Origin of the sequence: Enterococcus sp. DIV1089c (assembly GCF_050530965.1) — a bacterium.
GTDB lineage: Bacteria > Bacillota > Bacilli > Lactobacillales > Enterococcaceae > Enterococcus_B > Enterococcus_B hirae.
The window spans coordinates 673053-695276 of sequence record NZ_CP172888.1 but is presented as its reverse complement, the minus strand read 5'-3'; the positions used below and the strand labels follow the sequence as shown (position 1 = coordinate 695276).

The window sequence follows — 22224 nt, the reverse complement described above, 5'->3', positions numbered from 1 at the left end:
CGCTACTCCTCTTTCACTCGTATTTTTTCAGCAATCCGTAATTTTGCACTACGTGATCGATTATTTTCACTTAGTTCTTCTTCTGATGGAAGAATCGGTTTTCGATTAACCAACTTCAGCTCTGGCTGAAATTCTTCAGGAACAACCGGTAATCCGGGTGGTAAATCTTGAACGGTACTGTATTCTTTGAACATACTTTTGACAATCCGATCTTCTAATGAATGGAAGGTGATCACACTGATTCTTCCATTGATTTTTAATAGCCGAATCGCCTGTTCTAATGAAGCTTCTTCTGCACCTAATTCATCATTTACTGCAATTCTTATTGCTTGGAAAATTCGTTTAGCTGGGTGTCCACCTTTTCTTCTTGCTGGTGCAGGAATCACATCTTTAATGATTTCTACTAATTCACCAGTTGTTTGGATCGGATGGATTTTTCTTACTCGTTCAATTTCTCGAGCAATTTGTTTAGAAAATTTTTCTTCGCCATAACGAAAGAAGATTTTTACTAATTCATTATAGGAATACTCATTAACAACGTCATACGCTGACAGAGGTGCTGATTGATCCATACGCATATCCAAAGGAGCATCCTGATGATAACTAAAACCTCTTTCAGCTTCATCTAATTGTGGAGAAGATACGCCTAAATCATACAAAATACCATCGACTTGAGGAACATGCTCTTTTATCTTTGCTTCTAATTCACGAAAATTCGCTTTGATAAAAGTAACCATACCTTTTTCAATGTATGGGGCTAACCGTACTTTTGCATGATCAATGGCTTTTTGATCCTGATCGAATGCATAAAGGTGCCCGTTTGTATTTAATTGGCTCAAAAGATATTCACTATGTCCGGCACCGCCTAGTGTACAGTCTACATAAATGCCATCTGGTTTGATGTTCAAGCCATCTACCGTTTCTTTCAACATGACTGTATAGTGTTGAAATGTCTCAGTCATTAGTCAGCCTCTTCCTATTCTTATAGTCCAAAATCAATCATATTTTCAGCAATTTCATCAAAGTTTTCTGCTGCCACTTCAGAAAATTCTTGCCATCGTGCCTCATCCCAAATCTCGATTCGATTGGATACACCAATGACAACACATTCTTTCGTTAAAGCAGCGTAGTTTCTTAATGTACTGGGAATGTTGATCCGTCCTTGTTTATCTAATTCACATTCAGTGGCCGCCGAGTAAAAAAAACGCACAAAAGTTCGAGCATCTTTTTTCGCTAAAGGCATGTCGTTCAGTTTTGTTTCTAAATTCGCCCACTCTTTCATTGGATAGCCAAAAAGACAGCCATCTAATCCACGCGTGAGAACGAATTGTTCACCTAACTCTTCACGAAGTTTTGAAGGTACGATCATACGACCTTTTGTATCAATATTATGCCGAAATTCGCCCATGAACATTGAAACTACCCCCATCTCTCCACTAACTAAAATTAGTCTACCACAATCCCCCACTTTCTACCACCTTTTATGGGAAATCAGAGAATAACTTTTTTATTAGTAAAAAAAATTTTAAGAATCAAGCTGTAAAAAGTCTTTAAAAAGTCTTTTTACAGCTTGATTGGCTTTTTATCAAAGATACGAGAGAAGATTTAAGACGATTAAAACGACATAAAAACCACTTGTTAACAAGAAAGCTAAACGCCAAGTCATTTTAAAATAACGTGAATAGATAATTTCATCATAGTAATACGCCTGGAATACAGCGATACAAATCGCCATCAACAAAAGTGAAATCATAAAGAAAGGCAGGAAGGAAACTGTCGCAGAATTGCGTGACAACGCATGCATCCCTCCCCATAAAAAAGGAACGGCAAGATCAGGCGCTTTGATTTTAAAACGACGATCTAATGAAAAAATTTTCACTAAAAAATTACAGCCAAACAACACGATGGCTGGAAAGATATACCAAAATAAAACAAGTGGCGTAAAAGTGCCCATCTAACAAAACTCCCTTTCATAGTTGGTTCAAGTATACCTGATGTATTTTACACAACTATTTCATTTATTTTAAATTTATAAAGTTTTCTACTATTTTTACTTCTTAGATAAAGATCTAATCCAAATTGTATGAGTCCACTCCTTTAATACTACCTTTTTCCTGTTCCTAGCCAATCCCATTTTCCAAGCTCTTTCACTGTGTTCTATTCTGATATTCGTTATAATAGATGAAAGAGCGTATTAGGAGGTTCAAAAATGATCAAGTATTTTTCTATCGAGGATCGACAATTGGTCAATACTCAAAAAGAAACAGCAGATACGATTTGGTATTGCGTCGAACGTCCAAGTGAAGATGAAATCCAGCAAATCACACACCAATTTCAAATTCCGTCTGATTACATTACTTCTATTTTAGACGATGCTGAAAATTCACGAGAAGAAGAATTTAATCAGACCAAATTAACAAAACCAGCGTTATTATTATTGCAATACCCGTTTCCAAAAACAAGCCCAAGTGGCTATTTTCAAGTAGATACTTACCCTTTTTCTATTATTGTGACACCTAAAAAAAAGCTTATCACAATTACGAATCATGAACCACTCTTTTTGAAAAAAGTATTTAGTCAAGCTTTTGCTGAAAATGATTTACCAGCCAACTTAAATATCTTCATGCAATTATTGTGGCAAATTACTTTTTCTTACAATACTTATCTCAGCACCTTACAATCACAATGCGATGTCTTGGAAAAACAATTGCGTGTCTCAACAGAAAATAGTCAACTGTATCAAATCATGGATATCCAAAAAAGCTTGGTTTATTTCAAAGAAGCAACCACGGCTAACTTGACCACTTTAAAAACCTTAGTAAAAAACAAAACGATTCAAGAAAACCACGCTTTAAAAAATCATCTCCATGATGTGATTATTGAAACCGAACAATCACGCACTACCGCTCGAATTCAATTAAAACTAGTTGAACAAATGAATCAAACCTTTTCAGCGATTGTTTCTAATAATCTAAATAATATTATGAAAATTTTAACTTCTCTAACGATCATCTTAACGATCCCGACCATCATTGGTAGTCTATATGGAATGAATATCAAGCTTCCTATTGCAGGAAGGGACGATGCGTTTTTATGGATTATTCTACTGATGATTTTTATCAGTATCGCTACTGCTTATTATTTAAAAAAGGGAAAGTTTTTGTAACCGTCCCCTTGTGAAGAAAAGTAAAAGGAGTTAAACTAAAGACAACTAAAAAATTTCGAGGTAAAAATTATGCGCGAGAATAAACAAACAAGTACTTTTTCAAAAATCACTAAATTCGTTGTTTGGACCATGTTGATCTTAACGATTGGTTCAGTTGTCTTGACTGCAGTTATGAGTGTCATGTAAGAATGGCTTAAAAACCAATAAGTCCCGCACTTCCTAAAAAGAAGTGCGGGACTTGTTTTTTACCCTGCTAGGAAAGAATGTTCGCTTGCTAATGGTTCGTTTTTTATAAGAAAGCCAAGTGTCGTTTTAGTTGCTGCCATACAAGTAGCATCTCTTAGTCAAATAACTGTTCATTCTAAGATATCCTCTTCTCTTAGACTGCTCAGGCTTCTACCTATTTTTCTATTTACTTGCTAAGCGTAATAATTCTTTGGCATGCTCGACTGTTAGTGGGGTAATTTCACTTCCTGCTAACATTCGGGCAATTTCGGTCTCTCGTTGTGTGGGTTGTAGTTCGGTAACCGATGTTTGGGTACGCCCATCAATGACTTCTTTTTGAATATAGTATTGAAAATCGGCAACTGCAGCGACTTGCGGTAGATGGGTAATACACAAAACTTGTGAGTGACATGAGATCTGTGAGATCTTATCTGCAATCGCTTGGGCAACTCGACCGCTTACTCCTGTATCCACTTCATCAAAAATGATACTAGTCACACCTTGTTCTGAAGAAAAAATAGTTTTTAACGCCAACAACATACGTGATAGTTCCCCACCTGAGGCAACTTTTACTAATGGCTTCAATGGTTCTCCAGGATTTGTGGTTATGTAAAATTCCACTTGGTCCAATCCATTAGCATCTAATTGTCCATTTTTTTCAGATGAAAAACGGACTTCAAACTCAGTGTTTTCCATATATAGACTTTTTAATTCCGTTAAGATTGATTTTTCTAGTTCTTTAGCGATTTTTTTTCTTGTTTTATGCAGTGCTAATGCTTGTTCTTGCAAGAACGTTTCTTTTTTAGTTAATTCCAGTTGCATTTTTTCTAGTTGACCTTCTGAGAAATCAGAAGAATCCAGTTCTTTAGTGATTTCTTCGTAATAATCAAGGATTGCTTCCACTGACTCCCCATATTTGCGTTTCAACTGACGAATCAATTCAAGCCGTTGATTGACTTCTTCTAATCGGTTTTCATCCAATTCCAGCAGATCGATTTGGCGACTCATGTCACCAATGGCATCTTGAAGTAAATAATAAGCACTTTGAACATTCTCAACGATTGCTTCATATTCATTATCTAGATGAGCAATGCTTTGTAGTTCAGAAACAGCTAAACCAACGTTATCCACACTACTGGGTTCTCCCGCACTCAATGCACTATAACCACTAGCAAAACTATCCACGATCTTTTGATAATTGCTTAATTTTTCTCTTTCCTCGCTTAACTGTTCCTCTTCGCCAACTTGTAAATCAGCTGCTGCGATTTCTTCTTGTTGAAAATGAAGCATGTCGATCCGTTGAACAAATGATTTTTCATTTTGTTGGACTTTCCGCATTTTTCGTTCGAGCTCACGATAGATAGCATACTCTTTTTGATATTTTTTCTTTTGTTGTTGAAAAGTACGATCACCAAAACGATCCAATAAATTTAAATGGGCTTCTGGTTGTAATAGCTCCTGGTGTTCATTTTGTCCTTGAATATCAACTAGATAACTTCCGATCCTTCTAAGGTTTGCCAGCGTAACAATATGTCCATTGACTCGGCAGACATTTTTACCCGTTAATGCCATATCACGACGAACAATCAAGTTATCACCATCTGATTCGATGCCAAGTTCTTCCATCAATTCAGTAAATCCTTCTTGACTTGGCCATTCAAACAACCCTTCTAAGATACACTTATCGGCTCCTTGGCGAATATAATCACTGGAGCCTCTACCACCAGCCAGTAATCCAAGGGCATCAATGATAATCGATTTACCTGCCCCGGTCTCGCCAGTTAGAGCTGTCATTCCTTTATGGAAAGACAAATGCAATTCCGGAATAATCGCAAAATTAGTAATACTGATCTCTTGTAACAAGGCAACCACTCCTCAACTCAAAGGTAATGTAAAAAATCCATTTTCAATGCAACTGCATCTTCTTCTGTTCGTGTGATCATCAACACATTATCGTCATCATTAATGATGGAAAACAATTCTTTTTTATATCGTTTATCAATTAAATTAGCCGCAGCAGAAGCGTTGCCTGGTAAAGTTTTTAAAATGACAAATTTTTCCATTTGATCAACAGCCACAAATGCATCTTTCAATAACTTTTCTAATTTCGTACTAACGTCTTCAGTAGTTTCTGCAGGAAGACTATAGCGATAACCTCCATCAGCTGCAGGAACTTTGATGAGTTTGAGTTCTTTGATATCTCTGGAAATCGTTGCCTGCGTCACTGAAATCCCTTTGTTTTTCAGGATCTCCACAAATTCTTCTTGTTTTCTGATATCATTTTCATTTAGTAGCCGGGTAATCAAACGATGCCGATCTTTTTTTCGCATACGTTCTTCGCTCCTTTACGTATTCTTCCTTACTATGATAGCTTATTTCAAACGCTTAATAAAGAAGAATCCGCTGTCTTCTTTATTGCTTGCCCGTCATTATTTGTGGTTAAACTGGTTGTGGGCTTCTTGGACGATCTTTTCAGGTGCCACATCTGGAGATAACGTTCCTTGATCAGAAACTTTTTTCAAATGGGCTAAAAATTCAATGTTCCCCTCTCCACCGGTTATTGGCGAATAACTTAAATCTAATACATCATACCCATGCATCGCAGCAAAGTGTAAAATATCCTCAATCACTTGTACATGCGTTTGAGGGTCACGAACGATCCCATTCTTGCCAACTGCTTCTTTCCCCGCTTCAAATTGTGGTTTGATCAAAGCAATCACTTCGCCACCGTCAACTAAAATTTCGTGTAATGGCACTAACATCAAACGTAAAGAAATGAATGATACATCAATGACGGCAATCTCTGGGGTTCCTTTTTGAAAATCTTCTGGTTTGGCATAACGAAAATTCGCTCTTTCCATTACTACAACTCGTTCATCTTGTCTGATTTTCCAAGCTAATTGATTATACCCAACATCCAGAGCATAACTCATTTTTGCACCATTTTGTAAAGCCGCATCGGTAAAACCACCCGTTGATGCTCCAATATCCAATAATATTTTACCTTCTACAGATAAATCAAAGACCTTTAGCGCCTTTTCTAATTTCAATCCTCCACGAGAAACATAAGGTAATTTTTTGCCTTTGATCTGTAATTCACTACTTACAGGGATTTTTTCCCCTGGCTTATCGAAACGTTCATTTTTTTCGTTATAGATCAAACCAGCCATAACTGAACGTTTGGCTTGCTCTCTCGTTTCAAACAAGCCTTGTTTGACTGCTAAAACGTCTACGCGTTCTTTTTTCATTTTTTTCTCCATTTCTATACACTGAATTGCTGAACTAATTGACGTAAAAGTTGTCCATCGAATGAACATACCGTTTGTTCTAACTGATCAATCATTCGATTCGCCGCATCAATCTCATTTTCAAGTGCGCTTTTTGTTTCTTCGATACCTAATAAACCTGGATAAGTCGTTTTTTCCATTTTAGCATCTTTACCAGCTGTTTTACCTAATACTTCAGTCGTGCTAACCACATCGAGCAGATCATCACGAATTTGAAAAGCAAGGCCTAGATGACTGGCTAATTTTTGTAGGCTAGCTAAAACTTCCTCCGGTTGGTTTGCTAAAACTCCTCCCGCTAATAAAGCGTAGTGCATCAAGCGACCAGTTTTTCTTTCGTGGATAAACATTAATTCCTCTAATGTTAATTGTTTTGTTTCTCCCTCGATATCCGCTGCTTGACCAGCAACCATCCCTTGGGTTCCCGCATTGATTGCTAATTGTTGCAGCAGTAAAAGTTTTGGTGAGTTTGCTAAATGAGCCATACTGATTAGTTGAAAGGCACCTGTCAATAACCCATCTCCTGCTAAAATAGCCAGTGCTTCCCCGTAGACTTTATGGTTTGTTGGTTTCCCGCGGCGTAGATCATCATTGTCCATTGCCGGAAGATCATCGTGAATCAACGAATACGTGTGGATCATTTCCAAAGCAGCTGCTACTTGATAAGTTGTTGTATTGATCGATTCGCCAAACGCAGCTACTGTACTAAGTAAAAGCAAAGGACGAATCCGTTTGCCTCCAGCACGAATGGAATAAAGCATACTTTCTTTCAACTGTTCATCAGAAGTGTAGTCATTTAGAAAAGAAACAATTTCTTCTTCTACAGAAGATAGATGGATCGTTGAAAAATCAGCCAACTTCATTATGCTTCCTCATTTCCTTCAAAAGTAACTTCTTCATTTGCCTCTGACATCATTTTCGTCAAGGTTTTTTCAGCTTTAGTTAAAGTATCTTGGCAATGCTTACTTAATTCCATTCCTCGTTTAAAAGCATCTAAAGCAGATTCTAAAGGTACATCACCTTGTTCTAATTCCATGACAATTTTTTCTAATTCTTGTAATGATTCCTCAAATGTCGGATTTTCCATATTGATCATTCTCCTTCTTCTACTTCTTGTACCGTAGCATTCACTTGTCCGTCTTGGTAATGGATCGTGATCGTATCCTCAGGCTTCATCTCTGTCACACTTTTCACGACACGACCTTCGATTGTTGTGTAATTGTATCCTCGCCCCATGATTTTCAACGGACTAAGCAAATCTAATGATTGAATCGCTTGTTGGAAACGTTGCTGCTGGCTCTGCATATATTGTTCCATTTTTTCAGCTAACCGCTTCTCTAAGTAGTCTGTTTCTTGCTTGGCAGATTTCACTCGATAAGTCGGTGCAACTTGTGCCAACTGATGGTTCAAACGAACCGTTTGTTTTTCTTTCAAATGATAAATTTGTTGTGTCGCTTGGAACAAGCGCTGTTTGAACTGATCAAGCTTAATTGTTTGTCCTTCATACAGACGTTCCGGTTGACGGAAAACATATGATTGTTTTGCTCGTTCAAAACGTTCTTGTTTGCGTTGAATTTGACGCAAAAAGGCCTGTTCAAGCCTTGCTTGCCGTTCTTTCAGCTTCAACAATACTTCAGATAAAACAGGAACAGCTAATTCAGCTGCCGCCGTCGGTGTGGCTGCTCGTACATCTGCTGCTAAATCAGCAATAGTAGTATCCGTCTCATGCCCAACTGAAGAAATCACAGGTGTTCGTGCCTCAAAAATGGCACGTGCTACTCTTTCTTCATTAAATGGCCACAAGTCTTCAATCGATCCGCCGCCACGTCCAATGATCATCGTGTCGAAATCTCCCAGTTCTTCAACACGACGGATATTTTCAACGATATTGTCAGCTGCTTGATTTCCTTGCACCACCGTGGGGAATAGGACGAGTTGAGCGATGGGGTAACGTCTTTTGACAGTTGTGATGATATCTCGGATAACTGCACCGCTTGGACTGGTCAAAACTGCAATTCTTTTTGGAAAACGTGGAAGAGCTTGCTTATGTTCCGGCTTAAAAAGACCTTCTTTTCGCAATTTTTCTTTTCGTTCTTCTAATTCTTGATATAGCGCTCCTACACCATCAGGTTCCATGTGTTCAACGTAAATCTGATAAGAACCAGAAGCTTCATAAAGAGAGATCCGTCCGACAACTAATACTTTCATCCCTTCTTTAGGTTGAAAACGTAATTTTTGAAATGCACCTTTGAACATGATTGCTGAGATTTTCGCATGGTCATCTTTTAAACTAAAATATTGATGTGCATTTGCTCTCAAACGAAAATTCGAGATTTCACCTGTTAAATAGACCCTTTCAAGATAAGGGTCTACATCAAATTTCCTTTTTAAATACTTGGTTAATGTGGTTACTGTTAAATATTCTTGTGTCATCTACTCACCTGCTTCAGCAGCCAGCACGGTTTGATACATCAGCATCGTAATCGTCATAGGTCCTACTCCTTTAGGGACTGGAGTGATATAGCTTGCTAAAGGTTCTACTTCATCAAATTTTACATCACCAATTAATTTCCCATGCTCATCACGATTCATACCAACATCGATCACCACTGCGCCTGGTTTGATAAATTCCTTAGTAACAAAATGGCCTCGCCCAATCGCTACGACTAAAATATCAGCTTCTTTTGCAAGTTCAGCAAGGTTAGCCGTTTTTGAATGAGCAATCGTTACTGTAGCATCTGCCATCAATAATAATTGTGCCATTGGTTTCCCTACAATATTGCTACGTCCGATCACCAGCGCCCGCTTCCCTGCCAAATCGATATCATAAGCTGCGAACATTTTCATGATGCCATATGGCGTACAAGGAATCTTATCCGGGTTACCAGCTAATAATCGTCCTAAATTCATTGGATGAAAACCATCTACATCTTTTTTAGGATCAATTGCTAATAAGACTTTTTCTTCATCAATGTGTTTTGGCAATGGCAACTGAACAAGAATCCCGTGAAAATTTGGGTCTTGATTATATTTTTCGATTTCAGCTAACAACGTTTCTTCAGAGATCGTGCTTGGGTAACGTTCAACTTTTGAATGGATCCCGATTGATTTTGCGGAACGTTCTTTATTACGTACATAAACCTGACTGGCTGGATTTTCTCCTACTAATAAAACGACCAATCCGGGGGAGATCGATTTTGTTTTTAATTCGCTCACTTTTATCGCAATCTCTGCTTGCATTTTTTCAGCTAGTTCTTTTCCATTAATCAATTCTGCCATACGATCACTCCCAGATTTTTTTGTGCTTTCATTCTACCATAGATAAACAAGCTTTTAGAACCCGTTTCCTTGTTTTCATAGAAAAAAGCTGGGACTATGCCCCAGCTTCAATCTCTTTTAAAACATTAGATAATACACCATTGACAAACTTACGTGATTGATCATCACTAAAAGTTTTGGCTAATTCAATGGCTTCATTCAATGCGACTGCGGATGGTACATCTTCAATGTACTTCATTTCAAAGATGGCGATACGCAAGATGATCAAATCCATCTTAGAGATACGATTGATGCGCCAGTTTCCTTTGAGGTGCTTCTCAATGGTTTGGTCTAATTCGCCTTTTTTCGCACACACACCGCCAACCAATGTATCTAAATAAACAGGAACAAACTCTGACTCCTCTTCATTGATCATTTCTTTGTGATCCAACTCAATTGCATGGAAAATTGCGTCTTCTTTGGTCAAATCAGCATTAAAATCTAATGGAAATAATGCTTGTAAAGCCATTTCACGAATTTCGTGTCTTGATAATTCTTTATTCATTTTCTTCCTCTTCGTCTTCAAAAAGTTCTTCAATTGCTGGTTGTTCTAGTTTTTCCGGTACGACTGCTACCACATGAACATTGACTTCTGCTAAAGCAATGTCTGTCATGAAAAGAACTTGCTGATTCACGCGTTCTTGCATTTCCATCGCTACTCTGGGAACAGAAACCCCATATTCTAAATAGCAATAAAGATCTACTTTTAACCCATCTTCATCATTTACTAAATAGACACCTTTACCATGCGCTGCACGCCCTAATAATTCCGTTACGTTGCTGGCAAATGTTCCACGCATCCCATAAACGCCTTCTACTTTTGAAGCAGCGATACCAATAATCACTTCAATGACTTCTGGCGCAATGACAATTTCACCAAGCTCTTGAGTCGCATTCAAAATTAAATTTTTGTCCTCTGCCATTTTATCTATTCCTCCTTTTGCCTCTACACAGATTGTTGCCTACGAATGAACCGTTCTTTCACTTATTCTTCATTCGAAACGTATAAAGGTAAACTGTTCACTTGCCTATTTGAGAGTCTTTTTCTCAAACAAATTACGCTTTGTTTTCAAAGCTTGCTGTCTTCTATAGTGTATCATTAAATCAAGTGATTTTCTATAACAAAGTCTGAGTGAATGATGCTTTAGGCTACGCTCATCATAAAATAATCAACTCTTTTGGTGAATGCGTCAACACGCGATTTCCATCAGAAGTAATCAATAAATCATCTTCGATTCTAACGCCACCGATACCTGGTAAGTAAATGCCTGGTTCGTCGGTAATAATATTTCCTGGAACAAATTGTTTCTCAGCTCGAACTGAAACATTGGGTCCTTCATGGATCTCTAAGCCAATTCCATGTCCTGTTGAGTGTCCAAAAGCTTCGCCATAACCATGTTTCGTAATGTAATCTCTAGCTACAGCATCTAGTTGCTTACCGGTAACTCCTGGTTTAGCTACTTCCAGAACTGCTAGCTGGGCTTCAAGAACGATTTGATAAATTTCTTTTAATTGTTCTCCTGGGTCACCAATCGCAAATGTTCGTGTCATATCAGAAACATAACCTTCATAGTAGCATCCAAAATCTATTGTGATCAAATCGCCTTGTTCAATGATTTTTTTGCTAGCAACTCCATGCGGCATAGCTGAGCGTAAACCACTAGCAACGATTGTTTCAAAAGAAACACTTGACGCTCCAAGTGAACGCATATAAAAATCTAATTGGTTGGCAACTTCGATCTCTGTCATTCCCGGTTGAATCATCTTGAGAATATGGTCATATGCCAAATCTGCAATACTACAAGCTTTTTCAATAATCGCAATTTCTTCTTCGTCTTTGATTTCTCGAAGTTCTTCAATCATGCCCGAAATAGGAATCAGTTGCGCATCAATGATCTCTTCTAATACCGAATATTCTAAGAAGGAAACAGTTGTTTCTTCAAAACCAAGTTCACGTAGTCCTTCTTTTTGAACTAAGTCAGCTACTTCTTCAAAAATCGGTCCTACATTTTTGATGATCTCAAATCCTTGAGCTTGAGCTGCTGCTTGCTCGGTATAACGAAAGTCAGTAATAAAAAAGGCTTTTTCCAATGTGATGACCGCTAAGCCTGTCGTACCAGTAAAATTAGTCAAATAACGAAGATTGTATGGACTAGTGATCAAAAATGAATCTAAATTTTCTTCTTGCATCTTTTTACGCAATTTTTCTACTCGTAGCATCATAAATGAAATTCCTTCTTTCTTTGCTCTCTTTTTTCTATTATAGCAAATTTTCTTTCTGACACAGCAGATAAAACAAATTTTCTTAATAAACTTAGTAAAACAAAAATAGTTAAGACAAATCAGTTTCAGATTTGCCTTAACTATTTACTTCTATCTGCAAAACTATTGGCTAAGCGTTAATCTATTTGATTATGATCGTTTCCCAAAAAAGAATGAAACAACTGCCACTAAAATAACTGCGCCTAAAATTGATGGAATAAGTGCCATACCAGCTGCATGTGGTCCCCAGTTACCAAAAATTGCTTGACCGATACTTGAACCAATCAATCCAGCAATGATATTTGTGATACAACCCATAGAATTTCCTTTACTGGTAATTGCTCCAGCAATGGCTCCGATGACTGCACCAACGATTAAAGTCCATATCCAACCCATACTAATAACCTCCTTCTTTACAGTTTCATTCTAGCATAGGAAAATTATTAGGAGCAAATGATTGAACCAGCGTTGAAGCTGACCTAGATAATGACACCGCACACAAAAGAAAAAGCGAAACACAAAACAAAACACGAATGACATGCTGCGAAGAGCATCCATTCGTGTTTTTCTACTTGCGTTTGAAGATACTTTTGACACCACGTTTCACTACATCAAAAAAGCTCAAGGATTGAACCATACGACTAGGATCTACGTATTTTCTGATAGCGCGAAGTACTTTTTTGGGTTCTTTAGAAGAAAATGTATATGTACCATTTTTCTTTGTTTGAATGGCATAGCGCGGAATCCATTTTCCTTTGAACATAACGGATGCGATGACGTAATCGATCTCTTCCCAAGGGATTTGAACAAATTTCCGAGTGTCTCTTGCATGATAAAATTCGAATCCTCGGTCTCCAATCATGATTTTCCCATAATCAGTCAAACCAGTAAACGCAGTGGCATCAATTACCAAATCAACTTTTGTATTGATTGATTGAACCATTTAATCACTCCTATTATTTTATCTATCTAGTATACTATCGTTTCAATGTTGAAATCTCAAGCAGCATCCACTTTTTGATAAAAAAAGCTCGGGGCTACGCCCGAGCTAGATTCTTATTATAAAAGACCAACAACATGGCCAACTACACCGACAACGAATAGACCTAAGATAATGACAATTGGAGAAACTTTTTTCTTCAATAACCACATGCATAGTAATGTCAATGCTAAAGCAGCTAACCCTGGGATCAATTGATCTAAGTTATCTTGTAAAGTTGTTACTTTTTCAGGACTAAGTGCTAGACCACTGTTTACTTGTTCAAAAGCACTCTTGATTCCTTCGCCACCAGCAGGTAATTTATCCCACTCAACGTAAGCACCTTTATCTAACTTAACAGTTGATACAACTGGCAAGAATTTAATCGATACCCACCGCTGTACTAAGGCGGCTAATACGAACATCCCTAAGATAGATGCACCTTTTGTTACGTCTTGCAATAATCCACCAGATAAATCATCTGTGATTTTAGAACCAGCTTTGTAACCAAATTCTTGTGTATACCACATGAATGACCAACGAATAATGTTCCAACCTAAGAAGAAGATGATTGGTCCAAGAATATTACCACCCATTGCTAGAGAAGCACCAAGAGCTCCTAACATCGGACGAACAGTAAACCAGAATACTGGGTCACCAACACCAGCAAGAGGTCCCATCATACCAACTTTAACCCCTTGGATCGCTACATCGTCAACAGGAGCGCCATTTGCGCGTTCTTCTTCTAATGCTAGCGTAACACCCAAGATAGGTGAAGCAATATATGGATGTGTGTTGAAAAATTCTAAGTGACGTTTAAGAGCTGCTGTGCGCTCTTCTTTCGTTTTGTATAATTTTTTGATTGCTGGGATCATTGAGAAAGCCCAACCACCATTTTGCATACGTTCATAGTTCCATGAACCTTGAATGAAGGTAGAACGCCATGCAACAGCTAAACGGTCTCTTTTAGATAAAGTAATTTTTTCTTCTGCCATTTTTATTTTCCTCCTTCAAGATTAATAGTCATTCAAAATGTCGCCTAGAGGGTCACCTGAGTTGCTTCCTCCGCCACCATTTGAAGAGCCTCCCATTTTAGAAAGGTTCAAGTAGATAAGAGCTAAAGCAACACCTAAAGCACCTAGGGCAATCAATGTTAATTGAGTAATTGCAGCTACAACAAAACCGATAACGAAGAATGGCCATACTTCTTTAGTTGCCATCATGTTGATTACTAATGCGTAACCTACAGCAACAACCATTCCCCCACCAATAGCCATACCGTCTGTTAACCATGCAGGCATCGATTCTAAGAAAGATTGAACAGTTTGAGCTGGGATGAATAATAATGCTCCAGCAGGAATTGCAATACGGATACCTTGTAAACATACTGCAATGATGTGCCACATTTCAACTTTGCGGATGTTACCTTCTTCAGCAGCAGCATCCATCAAGTGAACGATAGGAACAGCGATTGTACGTACGATCATTGTTAAGAACAAACCAGCAACAGCAAGTGGTACTGCGATAGCAATAGCTGATGGAACGCCTCGAACACCTTGACCACCTAATACTAAAATAATTGCAGATGCAACTGATGCCAATGCAGCATCTGGTGCTACAGCAGCTCCGATATTTGCCCAGCCAAGAGCGATCATTTGAAGAGTACCACCTAATACGATACCTGCTTCAAGGTTACCTGTTACTAAACCTATTAATGTACATGCCACTAGAGGTTGATGAAATTGGAATTCATCCAGAATCCCTTCCATCCCTGCTAGAAAGGCAACGAATACGACTAAAATCATTGAAATAATAGACATGATAAGCCTCCTATAAATATTAGTTTTTTGAATTATGCTTTAGATAATTCAGACTTAGCTTTTTTAAGAATTTCGTCCATATTGTCGCGAGAGTCATTTGGTACTTTACGTACATCAAATTTAACTCCTTTGCTTTCTAGTTTTTCAAACGCCTCTACGTCTTCAGGGCCCATTGATAAAACTTTACTTACGACAACTTTCCCAACTGAGTGGGCCATTGAACCTACGTTTAATTCTTGGATGTCAACGCCGCCTTCAACAGCTGTCAACACGTCTTCAGGATTTTCAAACAATAGCAAAGCTTTTGTATTCCCAAATCTTGGATCTTTAGCAACTTCGATCATTTTAGAAATTGGGATAACGTTTGCTTTAACCCCTGGGGGAGCAGCTTGTTCGATCAATTTCTTACGTAAATCATCTTTTGATACAGCATCTGAAACAACGATGATCCGATTTGGTTGAACAGCTTTTGTCCATGCAGTAGCAACTTGACCATGTAATAAACGTGAGTCAACACGTGCTAAAACATATTTAATCTTACCGTCGCCAACTACTGTTCCTTCAGGTAATGCACCTTTAGGTTGTCCATCAGAAACTTCTGCTTTTGGTGCTTCTTGTGGTTCAAGCTCTTCTGGCTTCACTTTCACACCATCTTTTGCTGTTTCAATGATATGTGCTGCAATTTCTTGAGCAGATTCCATTGAAAAACGTGACGCATAAGCTTCGATCAACATAGGCAAGTTCAAACCACTAACAATTGCCCATTTGTCTTTGTGTTCTTCAAACAATGTGTTTGATTGATTGAACGGTGTTCCGCCCCATAAATCAACTAAGAACAATACTTCGTCTTGATTATCAAAAGAAGCAACAGCCTCTTCTAATTTGGCTCTCAAGTCATCTGGACCTTCGCTTGGTTTTAAAATGACTGCTTTGACGTTTTCTTGTTCGCCAAAAATCATTGAACCTGATTGCAAGATACCTTCAGCAAATTGTCCATGACTTGCAAGGATAATCCCTACCATATTTATACCTCCTACTTCTTTTTGTTGTAACAAATCAAATATTAAAATAATTGCTAACCATTACAACAGATGAATTTGACCATTTTCCAACAACAATATTATGCCTTTTTGGCTTTTGCTAGTAATTCCATCAAAAGGATCTTTCTATCTGCGGGTACTTTGCGAATTTCTAATTCTACACCTTGCTGATTCAAGAATTGGAACGATGCAATATCTTTATGGTCGACTGACACAAAATTTGTAATCATCGTCTTCCCCTCAGAAAAACTCATCCCACCGATATTCAATGAATCCAGCTGTACACCACTTAAGACAATTTTCTCAACGTCTTGAGGATTAGTGAATAAAAGCATCACTTTTGTCGTTGCTAGTAAACCGCTTTGATAAACTTGAATCATTTTTTTCACCGTGATCACATTTGCGATGATCCCCGGTGGAGCAGCTTCTTTTAAAAGAAACTTTCTCAATTTATCTTGGGCTACTAGATCACTAATAACAATGATGCGTTCCACGCCGGTCAATTTTGACCAGACCGTTGCAACTTGTCCATGGATCAAACGATCATCTATACGCGCTAACCGAATATCCATCAGCAAATCTCCTTTTGTTAAACTACTTCACAGAAACCCCTCTCATTTTCTGTGTGTATAACCATCTATTGGCACATTTATATAAAAGCAAGAACCGTGCCAACTTTTTATCAATACACTAAAGGGTTTTAAGGCGTTTCGAAGCAATACACAAAAAAGATACACTAATAACAGTGTATCTTTTTGTGTATTTTTCATTTAGTGTATTCATTTTTTGCCAATTCATTACGAATCAGCTTTAATGAATAATAAACTTCAGATGAAGGTGTTTCAAATCTGATGGTCTTTTCCAACGGGGATAACAATTGTTGGATAGACGAAAACAATGGATCTTCCATCGCTTTTTCCAGTTCGTCTGATTCAACATTCAATGGCTCGTTTAATAAAATCCGTTCAATCATCCCCACTGTGTGTAAAACTAAATTGATTTTAAAACTATATCCATGATTCTCAATCGATAGCTTCTCAGACACTTGATCACTAAAATTCCATAAAGGATCAATCAATTTGGTTCCATTGATAAATGTAAAATTTTGTTCAATAAATTTCACACAAGTCTGTTTTGCAGTTTCTTCACTCAATGGCACTTCTTCTGTTTCATCTAATTCTGCCTCAAGTAATAATTGATCTAAAATCAACTCGATATTTTGATCGATAAACCGCTCCAATGGAATAAATGGCGCAGCAATCTGCGGATCTGTAATTCCAGTAGTCGCAATGACTTGGTAATTTTCGATTAATTTAGGCAATTCTTTTTCCAATTCTAAAACAGAGAGTGCCAAAACAGTCAACTCGACATCTTGCCGTTTACTTACAGAACGTTCGATCAATTCTTTGATTCGTTGTGCGGTTCCTTCACCAGATGCACAAATAGCTAAGATGGCTTTTTTTCTGAGTGCGGTCGGTTCAGGTGTTTTTTCCATCGAAATTTCTGCATAACCACGGAAATTTTTCAAGGAATCGTATAACATATCTAAATCCGTACCTAACACAGAAACTTTGCGAACCGTCTCTAATACCAAAGAGGTCGTCACCATGTCAACTGTCCGCACAGGAATTCCTGTATCTCGCTGAATCTGAGAATTAAATGAAGCAAGCGAACCCATATCCACTAATAAGATCGTTCCACTGCCTTCATCCACCTCTTGCACCATTCGTTCGATCCGACTAAGCGCCGTTTTAGGATCCATATCCAATGGCATATCGACCGCTCGTACATTGTCTGCATCTAATAATTGTTGGACCACTTGAACCATGCTGCTTGCTGTACTATTACCATGTGCTGCCACGACTACCCCAATACGACCGCTTGCTTGATTTGCCCTTAGCGACACAAGCAAGACAGTGAGATAGTAATCTTCGCTATCTGGAATCGTTACTTGGAAATACTCCTCAATATACTTTCTAACTTCTTTCGCTACTTCATATTCCACCGGAAAATCAATTGCCATTTCACGTATATTATCATTCGTATGGCGCTCTTCACCGATATTGATTCTTTTTAAAAAAGAACTGATATGCAGACTCATTGCGTAGATAAAATTTTGCTGAAACTCATATGGCAAGGCATTTTTTACCATTATATATATTTGATTGGTGACTTCGATGATTTTAGGATCAACAAACTCAGCTAGTTTATTATCGGCATTGAATGAGAATCCATGATCCTTGTAAAAAGATTTCAAATGGATGTTGATATCCGTTGAAATAAAATGATTGATGGCTTCTTGATCTAATCCGTCAGACTTTAATAGCGCTGCTTTGTCCCCAATAATGTCATAAAGATTATAGGGTAGTTCATAAGAATCAGATTGAATCTTCATGATTGTGTCGTTAGGGTACACCGTAATTTTGGGCTCCAATAGCTTCGATAGTTCGGACATCGCTACTCGATTACTTGCTAATTGGATCAATCCACTTCTAATTCCTTCCGTCAAATCATCGATCGTAATCGAAATTTCAGGAGAATTGATATGATTTAAAAAACCACGAGCGCAAATCAATTGGATATTCGATTTCAACTGACCGATGTTCCCATAGGTTACACTACCGATCAACGCTTTAACAACATCTTCAGTTAGCGAAATTTGCCGCTGGATACGGTTAGCTTCATGGGCGATCATAATTTTAACCAGGTCGATTTTTTCATTTGCAGGGCGTTTTTCAAAAGATGGCAACTTGATATTGATCGGTATTCTTCGAACAAAGGTCTCTAATAGAGAAGAACCAGGATCCTCAGTTGTTGCACCCACGATCCGAACATTTGCTTCATGAGATTTTGTTGTTTCTCCTAATCGACTATAGGTACCATGATCCATGAAGTAAAAGATCATTTCTTGCCCTTCAGGTGGTAACCGGTGAATTTCATCTAGGAACAACATTCCTCCATCTGCTTGGTCAATGATTCCGGTTTTTTCCTCTTCTGCTCCAGTAAAAGCACCTTTGACATATCCAAACAAGTGACTCATCAATAATTCCGGGTTATTAGCGTAGTCGGCACAGTTAAAGACGATCAACTCGTTGTCTTCACTAATGACGTGATTGGCTTTGGCAAAATGAAACATCGCATGTGCAAAGTAGGTTTTCCCCGATCCAGTTGGTCCAGTGATCAAACAATTCAGACCTCTCGGCGGATATAAAATGGCGGCTTTCGCTTGCTCAACCGAGTTTTTCATACTCCCATTTGCGCCAATGATCTTAGCAAAAATATCTTTCGTATCAATCTGAATCCTTGCTTTTTCTACTGGTACTCTTTCTTCTTTATAGCTTATGACATGTTTGGCGGTCGGTTGTTCATAGGCAACATTTTTTTGATATATGTAACGTACAGGTCGCCCATCGGTTTTCAACAATTTTCCTTCACGTACCAACTGATTCAAATCTTTACTACTATTGGTCCGTTGGATTCCTAAAACCTCAGCTATCTCTTTCGTTGTGACCCCTTGATCATATTCAATCGGTTTTAGATGAGCCGTTTTTTCTTTGACATACGTATAAATTCGATCAATGCGCTTCGCCATTTGGTTTCGCCCCTTTTTCATTAACTGGCTTCAAAACATAATACTATAAATTTAATTCCATTTCGTCAACTATTTACAGTAAATATCTCTTATTAAAAGAAGTATTGACTGGCTCATCTACTCTTTGCCTCATTAGAATTATCCAAAAACGTCCCCTTCAACTTAAAGCTTTTCTTTAAAATAATCGGATCGAAGTGCTTGCGCCGATAAACCATTTTATCTATTGTAATGAAACACAGACAAAAAAAGCTCTCCTCTTAATCAACAAGAGAGAACTTTTTTCATTGAGTTTAGTTCATTGTTTATTCAATTTATTCTGTTTATTGAGTGCTCGGATAAACAATCACTTCCAATTCAATATTTTCTAGTGAACTTTTATTAACTCCGATCGTATAACCTAAACACTTGTCTTCTATAATAATACGCTCATCATACCATCTAATTATTCTTCATTTTTACTATCAAGTATGGTCAAAGTACGGTCATAAAAAAAAGCTTTTAAAATACCCATTTCCTTTTACCAAATTATCTGTTTTTTCAGGAACATTAAAATAGAGAATTTTGTTTAACGGCTTATGAACCCACTCCATTCTGCACAAAAAGAAAATACATATAGTTACTATTAGAATCGTAATACTCTGCGGTACACCAAAACTTTTAATAAACAAATCCAAATGAAGTTTATCATTCACTATTCTGACGATAGGTATATGCAACATATATATGATCAAGGATAATTCTCCAAAACTCGTAATAAACAGTCGTTTATTACTTATCAAAGCAACCAAACTACTGATTATAAGGAAGACTGCAATATAGTAAATAAATCGGAAAAAACCACCATAAAGACCTACTAATTCGCTTACATTCGCATAAGCATTTCTACCGGTCAAAAATCCCATCGTCAGTGAGGTGCCATATAACTTAAAATAAACGACAAAAAAACTCCCTGACAAAAGGAACAACGCGCACAACTTGATCTTAAAATTGTTTAGATAACTTGACATTTTTTGATAATCAATTAAGTATCCAGCATAAAAAAATGGAAAGAAAGTTAAGATTCTTGAAGAACATAGAAAATCTCCCAAATTTGCATCATATCCTGCCAAACAACCAATTACAACAGCTATGCCTAGCACCCAGTATTTGTCATATCCATCAATAACCATGCTGATTAATTGAAAAGCAAAAATAGCAAAACAATACCACGGCAGTCCGCTTTCTGTTAAAAAGGAAAAGCTTAAAGAACCTGAAGAGAGAAAAGTGCTAATCAAAAATATAATTTTTAAAATGAAAAACCATTTGAGATATCTAAAACTTTTACGGAAATCCTTGTTAAGAATTGTATTCTTGCTGAATAGACCAGAAAAAAAGATGAATGCTGGCATATGAAACATATATATCCAATAGTTAATTTTCATTAACAAGTCGCTCTTTTGATTCGCCCGATCAATTAAATGACCTACTACAACCAGGAAAATTAATAAAGCCTTTAAATTGTCCCATTTATACAAACGCTTTGAAACGTTATTTAAATTCATATTTTTATTCATCACTCCTTTTTAAATCCCAGTATACAATACAACATTCACAAATAGTAGTGATTTTTTCCACTCATATATTGTTATACTTCAAACGAGAAACTTTTTTTATTTTTTTCAAACCGATCATTTAGAATGACGTTTGTTTTTTTAATATGTAATTTCCATTTTAACTAATGATAAGCACAGGATTTTGAATAAAAAAGTAAAGAATGTTATTGATTTTTATGTTTAAGCACTTTTTTGTCAACCGTTTTCATTAAAAGTCATAAAAAAAGCTCTATCCTTTACGTAATAAGGGATAGAGCAAACTGTTCATTAAGCTTCTTGAGCTACTGGATAAACAGACACTTGTTTTTTGTCGCGGCCTTTACGTTCGAAACGTACTACTCCGTCAACTTTAGCAAATAAAGTGTCGTCTCCACCAATACCCACGTTCACACCTGGATAAATTTTTGTACCGCGTTGACGGTAAAGAATTGATCCACCTGTAACTGTTTGTCCGTCAGCGCGTTTAGCACCTAGACGTTTTGATTCTGAGTCGCGTCCGTTAGATGTAGAACCGCCACCTTTTTTGTGGGCAAAGAATTGTAGATTCATTGATAACAACATGGTCTGCACCTCCTATTTATCATTAATTGTTTTAATTTGGATATATTCTGAATTTTCAGCTTCTATCGATTGTAATCCCAACAAGAGATTTTCTAATAGAATCTCGGCAATATTGTTTTGCTCTTGTGTCAATCCTGAAGTGACTTCGGTATATAAATAACCGCCCTCTTCTTCATTCATTTCGACAATTGGTTCAAAACCAGCTAATGAGGCAATCCCATTGACAGTACTGATCGCTAATGCAGAAACTCCTGCACAAACGATATCACTCCCATAAGGACCAGCATCAGCATGCCCTGTCAAAGTAAATGAAACGATTTGACCAGCGTCATTACGTTTAAATGTTCCTTTGATCATTATTCAGGCCTTCTTTCTCAAGCGCTAA

At 37.5% G+C, this 22224-nt stretch carries 25 protein-coding genes; 2 read left to right on the top strand and 23 right to left on the bottom strand.

Going from position 1 to position 22224, the window contains the following annotated elements; all coding sequences use genetic code 11:
* Positions 1-2: 2 nt before the first annotated feature.
* From rsmH to IGL30_RS03300, 3 genes are all read right to left on the bottom strand, one after another.
* Positions 3-962: a 16S rRNA (cytosine(1402)-N(4))-methyltransferase RsmH gene (gene rsmH, locus IGL30_RS03310; RefSeq protein ID WP_034698806.1), complete on the bottom strand. Its 960-nt coding sequence runs from the start codon at positions 960-962 to the stop codon at positions 3-5.
* 20 nt (positions 963-982) lie between these two features.
* Positions 983-1414 (bottom strand): division/cell wall cluster transcriptional repressor MraZ, encoded by a 432-nt coding sequence (gene mraZ, locus IGL30_RS03305; RefSeq protein WP_014834189.1) that lies wholly within the window; start codon positions 1412-1414, stop codon positions 983-985.
* Between the two features lie 171 nt (positions 1415-1585).
* Entirely contained in the window at positions 1586-1954 is a 369-nt protein-coding gene (locus tag IGL30_RS03300) for a DUF3397 domain-containing protein (protein WP_123875023.1), read from the bottom strand.
* A gap of 255 nt (positions 1955-2209) precedes the next feature.
* Between IGL30_RS03300 and IGL30_RS03295 the strand changes: the two genes are divergently transcribed.
* Complete coding sequence (locus tag IGL30_RS03295; RefSeq protein ID WP_010738203.1) at positions 2210-3166, top strand: magnesium transporter CorA family protein; 957 nt, start codon at positions 2210-2212, stop codon at positions 3164-3166.
* Between the two features lie 69 nt (positions 3167-3235).
* On the top strand, positions 3236-3352 hold the full coding sequence (locus IGL30_RS03290) for a DUF4044 domain-containing protein (RefSeq protein WP_010719787.1): 117 nt from the start codon (positions 3236-3238) through the stop codon (positions 3350-3352).
* A gap of 222 nt (positions 3353-3574) precedes the next feature.
* Here IGL30_RS03290 and recN read toward each other — a convergent pair whose 3' ends face one another.
* From recN to IGL30_RS03190, 20 genes are all read right to left on the bottom strand, one after another.
* Positions 3575-5254 (bottom strand): DNA repair protein RecN, encoded by a 1680-nt coding sequence (gene recN, locus IGL30_RS03285; RefSeq protein WP_010719788.1) that lies wholly within the window; start codon positions 5252-5254, stop codon positions 3575-3577.
* A gap of 17 nt (positions 5255-5271) precedes the next feature.
* Positions 5272-5721 (bottom strand): arginine repressor, encoded by a 450-nt coding sequence (argR, locus tag IGL30_RS03280; protein ID WP_010719789.1) that lies wholly within the window; start codon positions 5719-5721, stop codon positions 5272-5274.
* Positions 5722-5820: 99 nt separating this feature from the next.
* Positions 5821-6639, bottom strand: coding sequence for a TlyA family RNA methyltransferase (locus tag IGL30_RS03275; RefSeq protein WP_088745126.1), 819 nt, complete (start codon positions 6637-6639; stop codon positions 5821-5823).
* Between the two features lie 14 nt (positions 6640-6653).
* Positions 6654-7538, bottom strand: a complete 885-nt coding sequence (locus tag IGL30_RS03270; protein ID WP_088745127.1) for a polyprenyl synthetase family protein — start codon at positions 7536-7538, stop codon at positions 6654-6656.
* Positions 7538-7762, bottom strand: coding sequence for an exodeoxyribonuclease VII small subunit (locus IGL30_RS03265; protein ID WP_010719792.1), 225 nt, complete (start codon positions 7760-7762; stop codon positions 7538-7540). The genes IGL30_RS03270 and IGL30_RS03265 overlap by 1 nt, the downstream gene beginning before the upstream one ends.
* Positions 7763-7767: 5 nt before the next feature.
* Complete coding sequence (gene xseA / locus IGL30_RS03260; RefSeq protein WP_034698802.1) at positions 7768-9108, bottom strand: exodeoxyribonuclease VII large subunit; 1341 nt, start codon at positions 9106-9108, stop codon at positions 7768-7770.
* Positions 9109-9954, bottom strand: a complete 846-nt coding sequence (locus IGL30_RS03255; RefSeq protein ID WP_063626747.1) for a bifunctional methylenetetrahydrofolate dehydrogenase/methenyltetrahydrofolate cyclohydrolase — start codon at positions 9952-9954, stop codon at positions 9109-9111.
* A gap of 94 nt (positions 9955-10048) precedes the next feature.
* The gene (gene nusB / locus IGL30_RS03250) at positions 10049-10498 is read right to left on the bottom strand and encodes a transcription antitermination factor NusB (protein ID WP_010719795.1); all 450 of its coding nucleotides are present in this window, start codon (positions 10496-10498) and stop codon (positions 10049-10051) included.
* Complete coding sequence (locus IGL30_RS03245; protein ID WP_063626745.1) at positions 10491-10916, bottom strand: Asp23/Gls24 family envelope stress response protein; 426 nt, start codon at positions 10914-10916, stop codon at positions 10491-10493. Before IGL30_RS03245 ends, nusB begins: the two co-directional genes overlap by 8 nt.
* 235 nt (positions 10917-11151) lie before the next feature.
* Complete coding sequence (locus tag IGL30_RS03240; protein ID WP_123875022.1) at positions 11152-12216, bottom strand: M24 family metallopeptidase; 1065 nt, start codon at positions 12214-12216, stop codon at positions 11152-11154.
* A 189-nt stretch (positions 12217-12405) separates the two neighbouring features.
* The gene (locus IGL30_RS03235; RefSeq protein ID WP_010719798.1) at positions 12406-12651 is read right to left on the bottom strand and encodes a GlsB/YeaQ/YmgE family stress response membrane protein; all 246 of its coding nucleotides are present in this window, start codon (positions 12649-12651) and stop codon (positions 12406-12408) included.
* Positions 12652-12823: 172 nt separating this feature from the next.
* Positions 12824-13198, bottom strand: a complete 375-nt coding sequence (locus tag IGL30_RS03230; protein WP_010719799.1) for a DUF956 family protein — start codon at positions 13196-13198, stop codon at positions 12824-12826.
* 116 nt (positions 13199-13314) lie between these two features.
* Positions 13315-14229, bottom strand: coding sequence for a PTS system mannose/fructose/sorbose family transporter subunit IID (locus IGL30_RS03225; protein WP_010719800.1), 915 nt, complete (start codon positions 14227-14229; stop codon positions 13315-13317).
* 21 nt (positions 14230-14250) lie between these two features.
* Positions 14251-15054, bottom strand: a complete 804-nt coding sequence (locus IGL30_RS03220) for a PTS mannose/fructose/sorbose transporter subunit IIC (protein ID WP_010719801.1) — start codon at positions 15052-15054, stop codon at positions 14251-14253.
* A 32-nt stretch (positions 15055-15086) separates the two neighbouring features.
* On the bottom strand, positions 15087-16076 hold the full coding sequence (locus tag IGL30_RS03215; RefSeq protein WP_010719802.1) for a mannose/fructose/sorbose PTS transporter subunit IIA: 990 nt from the start codon (positions 16074-16076) through the stop codon (positions 15087-15089).
* Between the two features lie 98 nt (positions 16077-16174).
* Positions 16175-16666 (bottom strand): mannose/fructose/sorbose PTS transporter subunit IIB, encoded by a 492-nt coding sequence (locus IGL30_RS03210; protein ID WP_010719803.1) that lies wholly within the window; start codon positions 16664-16666, stop codon positions 16175-16177.
* Between the two features lie 194 nt (positions 16667-16860).
* Positions 16861-19686, bottom strand: a complete 2826-nt coding sequence (locus IGL30_RS03205) for a sigma 54-interacting transcriptional regulator (protein WP_010719804.1) — start codon at positions 19684-19686, stop codon at positions 16861-16863.
* 482 nt (positions 19687-20168) lie between these two features.
* Entirely contained in the window at positions 20169-21239 is a 1071-nt protein-coding gene (locus IGL30_RS03200) for an acyltransferase family protein (RefSeq protein WP_249509667.1), read from the bottom strand.
* A 306-nt stretch (positions 21240-21545) separates the two neighbouring features.
* Positions 21546-21839, bottom strand: coding sequence for a 50S ribosomal protein L27 (gene rpmA, locus IGL30_RS03195; RefSeq protein ID WP_010719806.1), 294 nt, complete (start codon positions 21837-21839; stop codon positions 21546-21548).
* Positions 21840-21851: 12 nt separating this feature from the next.
* Complete coding sequence (locus IGL30_RS03190) at positions 21852-22196, bottom strand: ribosomal-processing cysteine protease Prp (RefSeq protein WP_010719807.1); 345 nt, start codon at positions 22194-22196, stop codon at positions 21852-21854.
* Positions 22197-22224: the final 28 nt, after the last annotated feature.